Origin of the sequence: Dietzia lutea, assembly GCF_003096075.1 — a bacterium.
Lineage (GTDB): Bacteria > Actinomycetota > Actinomycetes > Mycobacteriales > Mycobacteriaceae > Dietzia > Dietzia lutea.
This window is the reverse complement of record NZ_CP015449.1, coordinates 715023-730737: the sequence shown is the minus strand read 5'-3', so window position 1 is coordinate 730737 and position 15715 is coordinate 715023. Positions and strand designations below refer to the sequence as shown.

Sequence of the window (15715 nt, the reverse complement as noted above, 5' to 3'; positions counted from 1 at the left end):
GAGACCGGCCTGAGAGACGACCATCCCCGAGGAGCCTGACGTGACTTCACCGAACATCGGCCTGCGCCGCACCGCGCTCGTAGTCCTGGCCGTGGGCGCCGCCCTCGGGGCGTCGGCCTGCAGCGCCGGCCAGGTCTCGCAGACGGCCAACCAGGTCGCCGCGGTCGACGGTGGGCGGGGCGAGGCGGGCGATCTGGCGGTCAACGACCTGCAGGTGGTCGTCCCCGAGAACGGCGGTGAGGCCCGCGTCGGCTTCGTCGCGTCGTTCAGCGGCTACGGCCTCGGGGAGTCGGTCTCCCTGGACAGCGTCGAGATCGACGGGACCCCCGTCCAGCTCGGTGAGACGCAGCCGCTCGAGCGCGGCTGCTCGATCGTCGTCGACGCCCGCGAGAACGCCGAGCCCTCGCCGGTCGAGGGCGTGTGCGTCGAGCAGACCACCGCGACCCTGCCGTCGGCGGACGACCTGAGCATCGGCACCTCGGTGCCCGCCACCGTCTCCTTCTCCAACGGCGACCGGATCGAGACCGAGGCCGCCGTCGTCGGCGAGCTCGTCGAGGCCGGCGAGTACGTGCGCCCGACGGAGTTCGTCGGCGAGTCCGAGGGGCACTGACACGTCCGCCCTCTCCGCCCGCTCGGCCGACGGTTCGCCGGTCGACCCCGAGATGCGCGCCGTGCTGCGCCGTCTCGCCCCGGGCACCGCGCTGCGTGACGCACTCGACCGGATCCGCCGCAGCGGCACCGGCGGCCTCGTGGTGCTCGGCGACGACCCGGTCGTCCAGGCCGTCTGCGACGGGGGCGTGGACCTCGACGTCGAGTTCACCCCGGCCCGCCTGCGGGAACTGAGCAAGATGGACGGCGCGGTCGTACTCTCCACCGACGGTTCCCGCATCACCCGCGCCAACGTCCATCTCGTACCGGACCCCTCGCTGCCCGCCGTCGAGACGGGCACCCGGCACCGCGCCGCGGAGCGGACGGCCGCGCACACCGGTGTGCCCACCGTCGCCGTCTCGGCGTCGATGACCACGGTCACCGTCTACGCCGACGGGCTGGCCCGCGTGCTCTCGGACCCGGTCGTGCTGCTCGCGCGCGCCGATCAGACGGTCGCGACCATGGAGCGCCACGGCGCCCACGCGGCTCGCGCCCGCGCCCGACTCGACCGGGCGGAGATGGGCGACTACGCCTCGGTCCGCGACGTGGTGGCCATGGCCCAGCGACTGCTCCGTCTCGAGCGCCTGGGCGCCGAGCTCGCCGAGCTCACCGTGGAGATGGGCGAGTACGGTCGGCAGACCACTCTCCAGCTGGAGGAGCTACTGTCCGACACCCCGGACGAACTGCGGGGCCTCGTGGCCGACCACCTGCGGGTGGAGCCCGTCGACGGTCACGTGCGCCCGGTCCCGACCGCCGAGCAGATCGAGGCCGGGCTGGAGCGGCTGGCCGCGCTCTCCGACGCCGACCTCCTCCTGCCCGCTCCCGTGGCCCGATGCCTGGGGTTGCCGGCCGAGCCCGAGGACCTTGACGAGCACGTCACGGCCCGCGGGTACCGCATGCTCGCGCACATCCCGCGCCTCCGGCCGGTACAGATCATGGCCCTGGTCGAGCGCTTCGGCTCGGTCCCCGCGCTGCTTTCGGCCGAGCAGTCGGACTTCGCGGACGTCGAGGGCGTCGGCGCACTGTGGGCGCGGCACGTCCGCCAGCGCCTCACGGGCCTGGGCGTCGTCTGATCGACACGGGCGACGCCGGTGCCCCACGCCGGTGCCCGGGCCCGCGCGGTGTCTGGGAGCTGCCCGCGCGGGGTTCGGCTCAGGACTCGGGGGCCTCGACGACGTTGAACGTGGCCGCCGGACTGAAGACGTTCCCGACCAGCGCGTACACCTGGTACGCACCGACCTCCACGGGAGTGCGGTCCGCCTCGGAACAGGCGCCCTCCGCCGAGCGCCGTCCGGTCCAGTCGATCTGACGCGGCTCGGGCTCGTCGGGACGCAACTCGACCTCGTCCTCGTCGCGCGGGGTCGTGCAGTCGATGCTCGACCACACCTTGGAGTTGTCGTCCAGGCGGTACACCTCGAACGACAGCGGCGCCTCCGCCAGGTCACGGTCACAGGTGGTGTCCGAGACGTTGACGATGTTCACGAAGAACCGCACGTCCTGCCCCACCGCCACGTTCGGCTCGGCGGGCCAGACGTCCAGGCGCAGGTCCTCGTCCGCGCACCGGCCCCGCGAGGCGCCTCCGTCGTCGTCGCGCGCCGAGGTCTCGGTGGTCGACGTCACCGAGGTGGCCACCGGCTCCGTGGAACCCGCGTCGCCGCCGGTGGCGGTCTCCTGGGTGTCCGTCCCGGTGTCCCGCGAGGCGAGGAAGAGCGCGAGCACCACGACCAGAACGGCGACGACCGCGACGACCACCGCGGCGACGCGGCGACGCACATAGACTTCACGCGGAAGGGGGCCCTGGGGTTCGTGCACGGGCCCAACTCTAGAGCCGAGCCCGCGCACCGTAGGACCTGCGGCGCGGCGTGTCCCCCAGACCGCGCCGCCGGTACGCGGCCGCTAGACCGCGACCATCTCCTCGCCCGGGCCGTGCGGGACGTCCTGCACGTCCCCGATGGCGCTGCGGAGGTACGCGTGACCGTCGGAGAGCTTGTAGGTGACACCGACGATCGCCAACCGGCCCTCGTCGACCCTGTCGCTGATGATCTTGGACCGCTGCTTGAGCAGTTCGCCCGTCTCCAGTACGTGGCGCGCCTCGAAGTCGTCGGTCGTGCTCAGTCCCTCGCGACGGCCGTTGAGGATCGACGGCGAGACCTTTTCGACCACGTCACGCAGGAAGCCGGGCGGGATCTCCCCGGTCTCCAGCGCGTCCGTGGTGGCCTTGACCGCGCCACAGCTGTCGTGGCCCAGCACGACGATGAGCGGGGTGTCGAGGACGTGCACGGCGTACTCGATGGACCCGAGGACGGCGGTGTCGATGATGTGGCCCGCCGTGCGGATGACGAAGAGGTCGCCGAGACCCTGGTCGAAGATGATCTCGGCCGCCACCCGCGAGTCGGAACACCCGAACAGCACCGCTTTGGGGTGCTGCGCGGCGACGAGCTTCTCCCGCCGCTCGGTATTCTGACTGGGATGACGCATCTGGCCCTCGACGAACCGGTGATTGCCGTCGCGCAGCGAGGCCCAGGCACTGATCGGGTTGGTATGAGGCATGGCTCATATTGTGCACGGCCACCCGCGGAGGTCGGACGTTGACCTCTGTCGACACGCCGGCTCTGCTGTCCTGGTTCGAGCGCGTCGGCCGCCCGCTGCCCTGGCGCGCGCAGGGCACCGGCGCGTGGGAGATCCTCCTCTGTGAGGTCATGAGCCAACAGACCCCCGTCGCCCGGGTCGAACCCGTCTGGCGCGCCTGGCTCGAACGCTGGCCGGGCCCCGCCGAACTCGCCGCCGCCGCCCCCGCCGACGTGATCCGCATGTGGGGCAAGCTCGGCTATCCCCGCCGCGCGCTCCGGCTCCGGGAATGCGCTCTCGTCGTCGTCGACACCCATGGCGGCCGGGTACCCCACGACGTCGACGAGCTCCTCGAGCTGCCCGGCGTCGGCGACTACACCGCGCGCGCCGTGGCCTGTTTCGCCTACGGACAGCGCGTGCCCGTGGTCGACACCAACGTGCGCCGCGTCGTGGCCCGCGCCGTGCGCGGCGAGGCCGAGGCCGGGCCCCCGTCCGCGCGGCGCGACCTCGCCGCCGTCGAGACCCTCCTACCCCCCGACCGCGAACAGGCGGTCGCGTTCTCGATCGCGATCATGGAACTCGGCGCGCTCGTGTGCACCGCCCGGTCCCCGCGGTGCGACGACTGCCCGCTGGCCTCCTCCTGCGCCTGGGTCGCCGCCGGCCGCCCCGACTGGGACGGCCCGCGCCGCCGGGTCCAGACCTTCGCCGGCACCGACCGCCAGGTGCGCGGCCTCCTGCTCGACGTGCTGCGCGACGGCGACGGCACCGCGCCCCGCGCCGCGCTGAACGCGGTGTGGCCCGACGCCGTCCAACGCGACCGCGCGCTGGACTCCCTGTTGGCCGACGGACTCATGGTGCGGGCCGGCGACCGATACTCACTGCCCGCGTAGCCGGCTGAGGGTAGGCTCACCTGCATGGCCGTCGTGAAGATCAATGCCCTCAACGTCCCGCCGCAGGCCGGTGCCGAGCTCGAGCGCCGCTTCTCCGAGCGCGCCCACACGGTGGAGAACTCCCCCGGCTTCCTCGGCTTCCAGCTGCTGCGTCCCACCGGCGGGGAGACCCGCTACTTCGTGATGACCATGTGGGAGGACGACGAGTCGTTCGCCGCCTGGCGCGACGGGGACGCCCGCGCCGCCCACGCCGGCCAGCACGGCAAGCCCGTCGCCGAGGGCGCCAACCTGCTGGAGTTCGACGTCGTGATGGACGTCAAGCCCTCCACCTCCGCCTGACCTCCGCCGGGCCTTCCGCACCGCGCGCCGCACACCCCTCGAATGGACCGGATCGCCGAGCAGCCCCTCGCCATCGCGTTCAGCACGCTGTTCGTGATCGTCATGCTGCGCGCCAACGCCACCTACTGGCTCGGCCGGGGCGCGCTGCGCGGTAGTCGGCTCAGCGAGCGATTCGCCCACCGCCTCGAGGGACCGACCATGCAGCGCGCCCAGCGGCTGTCCGCCCGCTACGGGGTGATCGCGGTGCCGCTGTCCTTCCTCACGGTGGGTGTGCAGACCGCCATCAACTTCAGCGCCGGCTTCACCGTGATGCCGCTGCGCAGGTACCTGCCCGCCGTCACCGTCGGGTGCGTGCTGTGGGCCCTGCTGTACTCCACCGTCGGCGTGGTCGGCTGGACGGCGATCGCCGCCCTCTGGGACCGCGCCACCGCCTGACCGGGCCCGGCGGCGATCCGATCACCCCGGGGTGACGGCCAGACGGGTCAACTCCACCGGCCCCGCGCACTCGGACTCTGTGGGCGGCACCTCGTCCGGCGACAGGCCGTCCCAGCCCACGATCAGTTCCGAGCGTTCCCGGGCCCCGATCGTCGTCGGCTCGCTGTCCGCCCACTCCGCCCGCGGGGCTCCCGTCGTGCGGAACGCCACGCTCACCGCGAGCGGCCGGTCGGAGAGGTTCCCGAGGTCGACCGAGAAGATGCAGTTGTAGATGGGCTCGTCGAAGAAGTCCATGACCCGGTAACGCAGCGGCGAGGTGCTGACCTCGACCTCGGTCCCGAGCCTCCGCCCATCCGCGGGTAGCAGGTCGGCCGCGGGGCGGACCTGCGGGAACGAGTCGGGCCGGCCGCCCGTGGGCGGGTCGACCGCCTCGGACGGCTCGGACGGTTCGGGCGGGGCGGTGCGGGCTGATGGCCGCTCGCCCGCCGACGACGCCCAGTACCGCGACGCCACCGACCAGCCATGCGGCCCCGCCACCCTGGCACCCGCCGCTCTGCTCGCGCGGCGGCCGCCACTCCCCCGGGTGCGGCGGTCGCCACGGGCCCGGGTCGTGGCCGTGGCCCGGCGGTGCCTGCCCGTAGCCGTGGCCCGGCGGCACCCGCTCGCCCCTGTGCTCCATCCGTCGCGCACCCCTGTCGTCCGGTCCGACTCAGGCGCCAAGCGTAGGGGACTCCACGTAGGCGCGGGGCGCCCCACGGCGGGCGAGCGGCCGCCGGCAGACGCAGGAAGGCCCCCGCCATGTGGCGGGGGCCTTCTCTACTTCAGGCGCCGGAGGCGATCAGGTAGTGGCGGGAGCCGCGCCACCGCCGCTGCCGGACGGGCCGCCGGTGGAGCCGCCACCGAAACCACCCGTGCTCGGCGGGAGCGAGTCGCCCGGGCCGGCCTCACCGGTGGGCGCCACGCTGGCGGAGATCTCCTCGCCCTCGCGGTCCTGCGGGGCATCCGGACGGGGAGTGCCCGTGAAGGTGAACTTGGCGTCCTCGGTGCGCTCGGACTCGCCGTCCCAGCCCTCGACGTCGACCTTCACCAGCTCGCCGGCCGCGACCTCGCCGAAGAGGATCTTCTCCGAGAGGGTGTCCTCGATCTCGCGCTGGATCGTGCGACGCAGCGGCCGCGCGCCCAGGACCGGGTCGAACCCGCGCTTGGCGAGCAGGCTCTTGGCCCGATCGGAGACCTCGATGTCCATGTCCTTGGTCTTCAGGGCGTCCCGGACGCGGCCGATCATGAGGTCGACCATCTGGACGATCTGCTCCTGCGTGAGCTGGTGGAACACCACGATCTCGTCGATGCGGTTGAGGAACTCCGGGCGGAAGTGCTTCTTCAGCTCGTCGTTGACCTTCTGCTTCATCCGCTCGTAGGCGTCCTCGGTGTTGTCGGAGGACTGGAAGCCCATGCCGACGGCCTTGGAGATGTCCTTGGTCCCGAGGTTCGAGGTGAAGATCAGCACGGTGTTCTTGAAGTCCACCATGCGTCCCTGACCGTCGGTGAGACGGCCGTCCTCCAGCACCTGGAGAAGGGTGTTGTAGATCTCGGAGTGCGCCTTCTCGATCTCGTCGAACAGGACCACCGAGAACGGCTTGCGCCGCACCTTCTCCGTGAGCTGTCCACCCTCCTCGTAGCCGACGTACCCGGGGGGCGCGCCGAAGAGCCGCGAGGCGGTGAAGCGGTCGTGGAACTCGCCCATGTCGATCTGGATGAGCGCGTCGTCCTCACCGAACAAGAAGTTCGCGAGCGCCTTGGAGAGCTCCGTCTTACCGACACCGGACGGGCCGGCGAAGATGAACGAGCCCGAGGGACGCTTGGGATCCTTGAGCCCGGCACGCGTACGGCGGATCGCCCGGGAGACGGCCTTGATGGCGTCCTCCTGGCCGATGATCCGCTTGTGCAGCTCGTCCTCCATGCGGAGCAGACGGGTGGTCTCCTCCTCGGTGAGCTTGAAGACGGGGATACCGGTCCAGTTGCCCAGGACCTCGGCGATCTGCTCCTCGTCGACCACGGCGGCCACGTCCATGTCACCGGCGCGCCACTGCTTCTCGCGCTCGGCACGCTCGGCGATGAGCTTCTTCTCCGTGTCCCGCAGGCCGGCGGCCTTCTCGAAGTCCTGCGCGTCGATCGCGGACTCCTTCTCGCGGCGGGTCTCGGCGATCTTCTCGTCGAACTCGCGCAGGTCCGGCGGAGCCGTCATCCGCTTGATGCGCATGCGGGCACCGGCCTCGTCGATGAGGTCGATCGCCTTGTCCGGCAGGAAGCGGTCGTTGATGTACCGATCCGCGAGCTGGGCGGCGGCGGCCAGCGCGGCGTCGGTGATCGTGACGCGGTGGTGCGCCTCGTAGCGGTCCCGGAGACCCTTGAGGATCTCGATGGACAGCTCCACGCCCGGCTCGGGCACCTGCACGGGCTGGAAGCGCCGCTCGAGGGCGGCGTCCTTCTCGATGTGCTTGCGGTACTCCTCGAGCGTGGTGGCACCGATGGTCTGCAGCTCGCCGCGGGCCAGCTTGGGCTTGAGGATCGACGCGGCGTCGATCGCGCCCTCCGCGGCACCCGCGCCGACGAGCGTGTGGATCTCGTCGATGAACAGGATGATGTCGCCGCGCTGGTTGATCTCCTTGAGCACCTTCTTCAGGCGCTCCTCGAAGTCACCGCGGTAGCGGGAACCGGCCACGAGCGAGCCGAGGTCCAGCGAGTACAGCTGCTTGTCCTTGAGCGTCTCGGGGACCTCGTTGTTGACGATGGCCTGCGCGAGGCCCTCGACGACCGCGGTCTTACCGACGCCGGGCTCACCGATGAGCACCGGGTTGTTCTTGGTGCGCCGGGAGAGCACCTGCATGATGCGCTCCACCTCCTTGGCGCGACCGACGACCGGGTCGAGCTTGCCCTCCATGGCGGCCTGGGTGAGGTTGCGGCCGAACTGGTCCAGGACCGTCGACGAGGACGGGGTGCCGGACTCGCGGCCACCGGTGCCCGCGGGCGTACCGGAGGCCTCGGCCTCCTTGCCCTGGTAGCCGGAGAGCAGCTGGATGACCTGCTGGCGGACCCGCGTGAGGTCGGCGCCGAGCTTGACCAGCACCTGGGCGGCCACGCCCTCGCCCTCGCGGATCAGCCCGAGCAGGATGTGCTCGGTGCCGATGTAGTTGTGGCCGAGCTGCAGCGCCTCCCGCAGGCTCAGCTCGAGCACCTTCTTGGCGCGCGGCGTGAACGGGATGTGCCCGCTGGGGGCCTGCTGGCCCTGGCCGATGATCTCCTCGACCTGACTACGCACCGCCTCAAGCGATATCCCCAGGGACTCGAGTGCCTTGGCGGCCACTCCCTCACCCTCGTGGATGAGACCCAGCAGGATGTGCTCGGTGCCGATGTAGTTGTGGTTGAGCATCCTGGCCTCTTCCTGGGCCAGGACGACGACGCGACGTGCGCGGTCGGTAAACCGTTCGAACATCGTGCTACCTCACATTCCTCGGTTTTTCACCACTGTAGTGGCCGGTTCTGACGCTCTGTACCGCAGGAGCAGCACGGGGTCTGTCACCAGGATTCAACGCGGCAGGTCGGGGAACCATTGCATATTCGTGTACGCCGTCAGCGAACGCCGGGAACGGGCCCCGTTTAGCATGGGTGACAGCGGAAAACGAAGACGGTGGGGGCGTGGTGCGTAGGCGCGGGTTCAGCATGGGACGGGATCTGCTGCCGCGGAACCACGTCCGCTCGGAGACGCGCGGCGTCCACCCGGACGCGCAGGACCGCGGTCCGCGGGCGGTCGACGAGCGTCCCGCGTCGGGGTGAGCACCTTCGACCTCGAGCGGATCGGCCGCGGGCTGCCGTTCGAGCAGGCCCTGCCCGCCCTGGCCGAGGCCCTCGCCGCGTCCGGCGCCGCCGTGGTCCAGGCGCCGCCCGGCACCGGCAAGACCACGCTCGTGCCGCCCGCGGTGGCCGGGGCGGACGGGGTGTCCGGGCGCGTGGTCGTCACCCAGCCCCGACGTGTGGCCGCCCGCTCGGCCGCGCGGCGCCTGGCGGCCCTGACGGGCACCGGCACCGGGGAGCTGGTCGGCTATTCGGTGCGCGGGGACTCGCGGGTCGGCCGGGACACGCGCGTGGAGTTCGTGACGCCGGGCGTGCTCGTGCGGAGGCTGATCGCCGACCCCGATCTACCCGGCGTGGGGGCGGTGGTGCTCGACGAGGTCCACGAGCGCGACGTGGAGTCCGACCTGGCGTTCGCGTTGCTGTGCGAGGTGCGCGAGCTCCGCGACGACCTGCCGGTGGTTGCGATGTCCGCGACGGTCGAGGCCGACCGGTTCGCGCGGCTGCTCGCCGGCGCGCCGGTCGTCGACGTCCCGGCCGTCGCGCACCCCCTGGAGGTCAGGTACGCGCCGCCGCCGGTCCCCCGCCTCGACGCGCGCGGGGTCACGGACGGGTTCCTCGATCACGTGGCGGCGGTGACGGCGGACGAGGTGCGGGCCTCCGGGGTCGACGCCCTGGTGTTCCTGCCGGGCGTGCGCGAGATCGAGCGGGTCGTGCGTGCGCTGGGCGCGCGACTCGACGGCGGGGCCGAGGTGCTGCCCCTGCACGGCGGCCTGGAGCCGGCCGCCCAGGATCGGGCGGTGTCCGGCCGCGCGAGCGGATCGCGAGCAGCGGACGACCCGCCCGGGGGGACGCGCCCGCGGATCGTGGTGTCGACCGATCTGGCGGAGTCCTCCCTCACCGTGCCGGGCGTGCGGCTGGTCGTGGACGCGTGCCTGAGCCGCGAGCCGCGTCGGGACACCGCGCGGGACATGACGGGCCTGGTGACGGTGTCGGCGTCGCGCGACTCGTGCGTGCAGCGCGCGGGTCGCGCCGCCCGCCTCGGCCCGGGGCTCGCGGTGCGCTGCCTGACCGAGCAGGAGTACGCGGTCCTGCCCGCCCACCGCACGGCGGCGATCGCGACGTCGGATCTGACGACGCTCGCGCTGGACGTGGCCTGTTGGGGCGCGCCCCGCGGCCAGGGTCTGGCGCTGCCCGATCCGCCGCCGGACGGGGAGATCGCCCGCGCCGAGAAGGTGTTGCGCGGACTCGGGGCGGTCGACGCCGACGGTCGCGCCACGGACCGCGGGCGCGCCCTCGCGCGGGTGCCCGCCGATCCCCGGCACGCCCGCGCGCTGCTCGACGGCGCGGAAATCGTCGGCGCGGGGGTGGCCGCCGAGGTGGTCGCGCTGCTGTCCTCCGGTCGCCGCTCCCCCGGGGGCGACCTGACGGCGGATCTCCGTGCGCTGCGCGCGCGGAGGGCGCCGGACGCGGCGACGTGGGAGCGCGAGGCCCGGCGGCTGGACCGGATGGTCCGCGGGCGCGCCGGCGGCGCGGGCACGGCCGGGATGACGGCGGACGACGCCGTCGGCACGATCGTCGCGCTCGCCCACCCGGACCGCGTCGCGCGTCGCCGTGGCGACCAGTACACGTTCGCCTCGGGGACCGGCGCGGTGCTGGCGCCGGGCTCGGCGCTGGCCGGCCACGACTGGCTCGCCGTCGCCGAGGTGGGACGTGCGGCCGGGCGCGCGGCCGGTGAGGCCGGCGCGGTGATCCGCTCCGCCGCCCCGCTGGACCGGGAGGGCGCGGAGCGTGCGGCCTCACACCTTCTCGACGACGACGAGACGGCCGTCTTCGACCGTGGTGCGGTCACGGGTCGACGCATCCGCCGACTCGGGGCGATCGAACTCTCCTCCACCCCGGTGCGGCCCTCCCCCGCGGCCGCCCGGGAGGCGGTGGCGGCGGCGATCAGGGCCGGCGGGTTCGCGGCACTGGGTCCCGATGACGACTCCGTCCGCCTGTGGTGCCGTCTCGGGCTGGCCCGCCGCGAGCTCGGCGCGCCGTGGCCGGAGGTGTCCGCGGACGGGCTCTCCGAGCGGCTGGACGACTGGCTCGCCCCCGAGATCGACGCCCTCGTCCACGGCTCCCGCCTGGCGGGACGGGACCTCGGCCCGGCCCTGCGGCGCCTGCTGCCGTGGCCCGAGGCCGGTCGGTTCGACGAGCTGGTGCCCGACCGACTGGAGGTGCCCTCCTCGTCGTCGTACCGCGTCGACTATCCCGCGGTCGGGGCCGACGACCCGCCGGTCCTCGCGGTGAAGCTGCAGGAGTGCTTCGGCTGGACCACCTCGCCCCGCATCTGCGACGGTCGGGTCCCGGTGACGGTCCACCTGCTCTCGCCCGCCGGACGGCCGCTCGCGGTGACGCGCGACCTCGGGTTCTTCTGGCGGGAGGCCTACCCCGCGGTCCGGGCCGAGATGCGCGGCCGCTACCCGCGGCACCCATGGCCGGAGGACCCGATGACGGCCGAGCCGACGCGGCGCACCAACCGGCGCCGCTGACCCCGCGCGAGGTGGCTATCCTGCGGTTTCCCACCTAGTATGTGATGAGCATCACACACGCGATCCACGCCGGAAGGGTGATCACAGTGACCGCGTACACGCCCCCCTCCCCACACCGCTCCCCGCTGCCGACCCGGGCCCCGTCCCGGACGAAGGTCGTGCCGCACGTGAGGAACCGCGTCGGCGCCCTCATCGCCGTCGCCGGCCTCGCCCTCGCGCTGGTCAGCCTCTACCTGCCGTGGCTGAGCACGGACGGCGGTGACCAGATCACCGCACTGGGCATCACGGAGATCATCGACGTGCGCAGCGTCGCCCCGGTGCTCTTCCTCGGCCTGGTCGTGCTGCTGCTCCTGGTGGGCGTCACCGCCGTGACGCGGCTCGGGGCGTTCGCCGCCGCGGGCGCCGTCGTCTCGCTGGTGGTACTGGCCGCCCACCTCGCCTTCGTGTGGACACTCATGTCCTCGACCGGCGGCGACGAACCGACCCTGTCCGGCCTCCCGACCGGCGCCTCCGTCACGTTCGGGCCGTGGGTCGCCGCACTCGGGTTCGTCCTGGTGGCCGCGGGATCGGCGTGGGCCGCACGCGCGGCCGCCTACGTCTTCCCCGACGTCGAAGCCCACACGGCGCACGGGGCGCACGAGGACGAATGAGCAGCCGCCGTACCGGCCGCGCCCCACTGGCGGTCCTCGCCGCCGCGTCGCTGATCGGTCCCGCTGCGGCGGGGGCGGCCACCGGCTCGCCATCGGGAACGCCCGCGGCGACCGGCGCGGTCCCCGCCCCTGACGCTCCGGCCGACGTCCGCCCGGCAACCGCCCACCCGGCCGCCGCCTCGGTGGCGGACGCGTCACCCCGGCCCGCCCCGGTCGACTCGCGGCTGGTGACGTCCGTGGCCCGGCAGGTCCTGGCGGACCAGGACCGCGACGCGGGCCTCACGGACGTCGATCTCATCGCCCGCGACGTCCTCTCCACCGGGCCCGTCGACGCCGGCGACGCCCACCGGCTCCCACCAGGGACGCCTGGACGAGCCCTCTCACGGTTGCGTGCACCTGGGCCGACACGCCGCCGCGCACTTCTTCGACGACCTGGAGGTCGGTGACGAGGTCGTCGCGTTCTGACCGGCGGGATCGGTCAATCCCGCGGCAGCGGCTTGACCATGGGGAACAGGATCGTCTCGCGGATGCCCAGCCCGGTCAGCGCCATGAGCAGCCGGTCGATCCCCATCCCCAGCCCGGTGGTCGGCGGCATGCCCTGCTCCATCGCGGCGAGGAAATCCTCGTCCAGCACCATCGCCTCGTCGTCCCCGGCCGCGGCCAGGCGGGCCTGGTCCTCGAAGCGCTGACGCTGGATGACCGGATCGACGAGCTCCGAGTAGCCCGTCGCCAGCTCGAATCCGCGGACGTAGAGGTCCCATTTCTCGGTCACGCCGCGGTCGGTGCGGTGGTCGCGAGTCAGTGGAGAGGTCTCGACGGGGAAGTCACGGACGAACACGGGCCCCTCGAGCTGGTCGGCACACAGGTGCTCCCACAGCTCCTCGACGAGCTTGCCGTGCAGCCACCCCTTGCCACCGGGGACCTCCAGCCCGACCTTCCCGGCCAGTCCCGTGAGCTCCTCCACGGTGGAGTCGACGGTGACGACGTCCTCGCCGTCGGCTCCCGCCAGCTCGGGGTGCGTGGCGCGCAGCGCCTCGTTGAGCGACGGGTACATGCGCATCTCGCGCCACTGACCGCCCAGGTCGTACTCGGTACCGTCGGCGAGCGTGACCGTGGTCGAGCCGAACACCGCGGTGGCGACCTCCTGGATGACCTCGCGGATCATCGTGGCGGACGTGTCGTAGTCGCCGTACGCCTGGTACGTCTCCAGCATCGCGAACTCCGGGCTGTGGGAGGAGTCCACGCCCTCGTTGCGGAAGTTGCGGTTGATCTCGAAGACGCGCTCGATCCCGCCCACCACGCAGCGCTTGAGGTACAGCTCGGGCGCGATGCGCAGGTACAGGTCGAGGTCCAGCGCGTTGGAGTGGGTGACGAACGGCCGGGCCGCGGCGCCGCCGTGCAGCGTCTGCAGCATCGGCGTCTCCACCTCGAGGAAGCCGCGCCTCTCCAGCGCGTCACGCAGCGCGCGCACGACCTTGATCCGCGTCAGCGCGTTGCGGCGCGCGGTGTCGCGCATGATGAGGTCGGTGTAGCGCTGGCGGACGCGCGTGTCCTCGCTCAGCTCCTTGTGCGCGACCGGCAGCGGGCGCAGGGACTTGGCGGCCAGCACCCACTCGTCGGCCATCACCGACAGCTCGCCGCGCTTGGACCGCACCACGCGGCCCGTCACCGAGACGTGGTCGCCGAGGTCGACGTCCTGCTTCCACGCGTCGAGCCGCTCCTGGCCCACGTTGGCCAGGGACAGCATGGCCTGCAGCTGCGGGGTCAGCGGCCCGGATTCACCCTCCGGCACCGGGGCGGACAGGTCCGCCGACGGGTCGATCCCGTCCTGGAGGCGGACGAAGCACAGCTTGCCGGTGTTGCGGATGAACAACACCCGGCCGGCCACCGACACCTCGACGTCGGTCTCCTCCCCCGGCTCCAGCGCGGCGAAGCGAGGGTTCGCGGCGATCTCGGCGAGCCCGTGGGTGCGGGGGACCTCGACGGGGTACGCCTGCTCCCCCGAGTCGAGGAGGCGCTGCCGCTTGTCGCGGCGGATACGCAGCTGCTCAGGGGTGTCGTCGGCGGGCGCACCGGTGGCGGCCCGGGGCGCGGCGGGAGTCGAGTCGGTCACGACTGACGAGGATAGTCGTCCCTACGCGGCGGGATCGAACCCGTAGCCACCCACCTCGTCCAACACGTGCAGGTGCAGTCGGTCCGAGAGCTCCTCGATCGCGGCCGCCGCCCGCACGCTGTTCCCGTGCCCGTCCAGCCGCGGCGAGAAGGCCGCCACCCCGAGCCGGCCGGGCACCACGGCGAACAGGCAGCCCGAGACGCCGCTCTTGGCGGGCAGGCCCACCTGGTAGACCCAGTCGCCGGCCGCGTCGTACATCCCGCAGGTGAACATCACACTGTTGGCGTAGCGCGCCGCCCGGTGCCCCACGATCTGCTCGTCGCTTCCCAGCGCCTGTCCCCGGTTCGCGAGCACCGCGGCCATGTGGGCCAGCTCGCGGCTGTCGACCCGGATCGCGCACTGGTGGCTGTACCCCGAGACCACCTCGTGAGGGTCCCGCGCCAGACTGCCCGCCTCCGCCAGCAGATGCGCCAGCGCCTGGTTCCGGTTGGCGCTCCGGGACTCGATCTCGACGATCTCCTCGTCCACCTCGACCTCCCGGCCCACCAGGCGGGTGAACAACCCCCTGATCTGTTCGAAACGGGACTCCTCGTCGTCGTCGGCGTCCCCCACCAACGCGTGCGCCGCCAGCGCGCCGGCGTTGACCAGGGCGTTGGGCGCGCGGCCCGTGCCCTCCTCGAGCGAGATCTCGTTGAACGCCTCGCCCGACGGTTCCACCCCGATCCGGTCGGCGACCTCGTCGACGCCCTTCTGGTCCAGCGCGAGCGCGTAGACGAACGGCTTGGAGGCGGACTGCAGGTCGAACAGGAGCTCGTCGTCACCGGCCGAGGTGATCTGGCCGTCCATGTCGCAGACCGCCAGGGCGAGGGCGTCCGGACTCGGGTGCTCGTAGTCGCCGAGGTGCGGCACCAGCTCCCCGGAGGTGTCGTCGCGGACCTCGTCCAGGATCTCGGCGAGAAGGTCGGCGGAGATGTCCGTCATGCTGCGACCGTACCGGCGCGCGCCCCCGCGCGCCCCCGGTCAGTGCGCGGAGATGGCGGAGCGCTCGCGCAGCAGGTGCTCGGCGTCCGAGAGCAGGGCGAGTGCCCGGGCGGCGCGCAGCGCGCCGTGACCGCCGTCCACCGCGCGGACCCCGCGCACGCCGCGCGAGTGGAGCTCGAGGGCGAACAGTTCGGCGTCCAGGCCGTCGTCGCTGACGAGGACCACCTCGCGCCCCTCACCGACGGCCGCGAGGGGCGCGGCCGAGCGGGGATCGATCAGGTCCACGGCGGGTCGCGCCTCGACGGCGATCGCGCCGGCGAGAACGCCCTGACGCTCGCGCTGCGCGCGGGACCGGATGTCCACGACCAGCGCGCCCGCCCGCACGGCGGCGGGATACTCGGCGGCGGTGAGGACCGTGCCGCCGGTGGCGGTGGAACGGGTGGCGGTGGTGGCGGTGGGGACTCGTGAAGTCATCTGGTGCTCCCGGGAGGGGTGTCGGCGTGGGACTGGCTGAGGGGCTGCCGGCCGGGAACACCAGTGCTGAACCCGCACGGATGGCGCCGGACCGGCCGGGGGCATTCGTCGCGTGTTCATGACGCCAATAGTAGACAGACCGGTCTATCTGCCGCAAGGTCGGGAGCACGGAAGGATGGGGGCGCTGGCGCCGACAGACGTAGTTGATGCATCATGTACAGAGAACGAAGG

The 15715-nt window shown here is 72.8% G+C and carries 15 protein-coding genes; 8 read left to right on the top strand and 7 right to left on the bottom strand.

Going from position 1 to position 15715, the window contains the following annotated elements:
- Positions 1-40: 40 nt before the first annotated feature.
- Both A6035_RS03280 and disA read left to right on the top strand, forming a co-directional pair.
- Positions 41-610 (top strand): hypothetical protein, encoded by a 570-nt coding sequence (locus A6035_RS03280; protein WP_108846595.1) that lies wholly within the window; start codon positions 41-43, stop codon positions 608-610.
- Positions 611-662: 52 nt separating this feature from the next.
- On the top strand, positions 663-1721 hold the full coding sequence (gene disA / locus A6035_RS03275) for a DNA integrity scanning diadenylate cyclase DisA (RefSeq protein ID WP_108846594.1): 1059 nt from the start codon (positions 663-665) through the stop codon (positions 1719-1721).
- Positions 1722-1800: 79 nt separating this feature from the next.
- Here disA and A6035_RS03270 read toward each other — a convergent pair whose 3' ends face one another.
- The gene (locus A6035_RS03270; RefSeq protein ID WP_108846593.1) at positions 1801-2460 is read right to left on the bottom strand and encodes a hypothetical protein; all 660 of its coding nucleotides are present in this window, start codon (positions 2458-2460) and stop codon (positions 1801-1803) included.
- A gap of 84 nt (positions 2461-2544) precedes the next feature.
- Positions 2545-3198 (bottom strand): carbonic anhydrase, encoded by a 654-nt coding sequence (locus A6035_RS03265; protein WP_108846592.1) that lies wholly within the window; start codon positions 3196-3198, stop codon positions 2545-2547.
- Positions 3199-3236: 38 nt separating this feature from the next.
- Here A6035_RS03265 and A6035_RS03260 point away from each other — a divergent pair, with 38 nt between their 5' ends.
- From A6035_RS03260 to A6035_RS03250, 3 genes are read left to right on the top strand one after another with little or no spacing between them, the layout of a single operon-like run.
- A complete protein-coding gene (locus A6035_RS03260; RefSeq protein ID WP_108846591.1) occupies positions 3237-4106 on the top strand; it encodes an HhH-GPD family protein in 870 nt (289 codons plus the stop codon).
- A gap of 24 nt (positions 4107-4130) precedes the next feature.
- Entirely contained in the window at positions 4131-4445 is a 315-nt protein-coding gene (locus A6035_RS03255; protein WP_108846590.1) for an antibiotic biosynthesis monooxygenase family protein, read from the top strand.
- Positions 4446-4487: 42 nt separating this feature from the next.
- Positions 4488-4880, top strand: a complete 393-nt coding sequence (locus A6035_RS03250; RefSeq protein WP_108846589.1) for a DedA family protein — start codon at positions 4488-4490, stop codon at positions 4878-4880.
- A gap of 21 nt (positions 4881-4901) precedes the next feature.
- On the opposite strand, the gene A6035_RS03245 is transcribed toward A6035_RS03250, so the two are convergent.
- Positions 4902-5417, bottom strand: a complete 516-nt coding sequence (locus A6035_RS03245) for a hypothetical protein (RefSeq protein ID WP_162533982.1) — start codon at positions 5415-5417, stop codon at positions 4902-4904.
- 301 nt (positions 5418-5718) lie between these two features.
- The gene (locus A6035_RS03240; protein WP_108846587.1) at positions 5719-8373 is read right to left on the bottom strand and encodes an ATP-dependent Clp protease ATP-binding subunit; all 2655 of its coding nucleotides are present in this window, start codon (positions 8371-8373) and stop codon (positions 5719-5721) included.
- A 337-nt stretch (positions 8374-8710) separates the two neighbouring features.
- Here A6035_RS03240 and hrpB point away from each other — a divergent pair, with 337 nt between their 5' ends.
- From hrpB to A6035_RS18185, 3 genes are read left to right on the top strand one after another with little or no spacing between them, the layout of a single operon-like run.
- A complete protein-coding gene (gene hrpB / locus A6035_RS03235) occupies positions 8711-11266 on the top strand; it encodes an ATP-dependent helicase HrpB (protein WP_108846586.1) in 2556 nt (851 codons plus the stop codon).
- A gap of 44 nt (positions 11267-11310) precedes the next feature.
- A complete protein-coding gene (locus A6035_RS03230; RefSeq protein WP_244192525.1) occupies positions 11311-11916 on the top strand; it encodes a hypothetical protein in 606 nt (201 codons plus the stop codon).
- A complete protein-coding gene (locus A6035_RS18185) occupies positions 11913-12362 on the top strand; it encodes a hypothetical protein (RefSeq protein WP_162533981.1) in 450 nt (149 codons plus the stop codon). Before A6035_RS03230 ends, A6035_RS18185 begins: the two co-directional genes overlap by 4 nt.
- Positions 12363-12394: 32 nt before the next feature.
- On the opposite strand, the gene lysS is transcribed toward A6035_RS18185, so the two are convergent.
- The 3 genes from lysS to A6035_RS03215 are packed head-to-tail and all read right to left on the bottom strand — an operon-like array spanning position 12395 to position 15484.
- Positions 12395-14029, bottom strand: coding sequence for a lysine--tRNA ligase (lysS, locus tag A6035_RS03225; RefSeq protein WP_108846584.1), 1635 nt, complete (start codon positions 14027-14029; stop codon positions 12395-12397).
- Positions 14030-14050: 21 nt separating this feature from the next.
- The gene (gene glsA, locus A6035_RS03220) at positions 14051-15010 is read right to left on the bottom strand and encodes a glutaminase A (RefSeq protein ID WP_108846583.1); all 960 of its coding nucleotides are present in this window, start codon (positions 15008-15010) and stop codon (positions 14051-14053) included.
- 39 nt (positions 15011-15049) lie between these two features.
- The gene (locus tag A6035_RS03215) at positions 15050-15484 is read right to left on the bottom strand and encodes a rhodanese-like domain-containing protein (RefSeq protein WP_108846582.1); all 435 of its coding nucleotides are present in this window, start codon (positions 15482-15484) and stop codon (positions 15050-15052) included.
- Between the last annotated feature and the right edge of the window lie 231 nt (positions 15485-15715).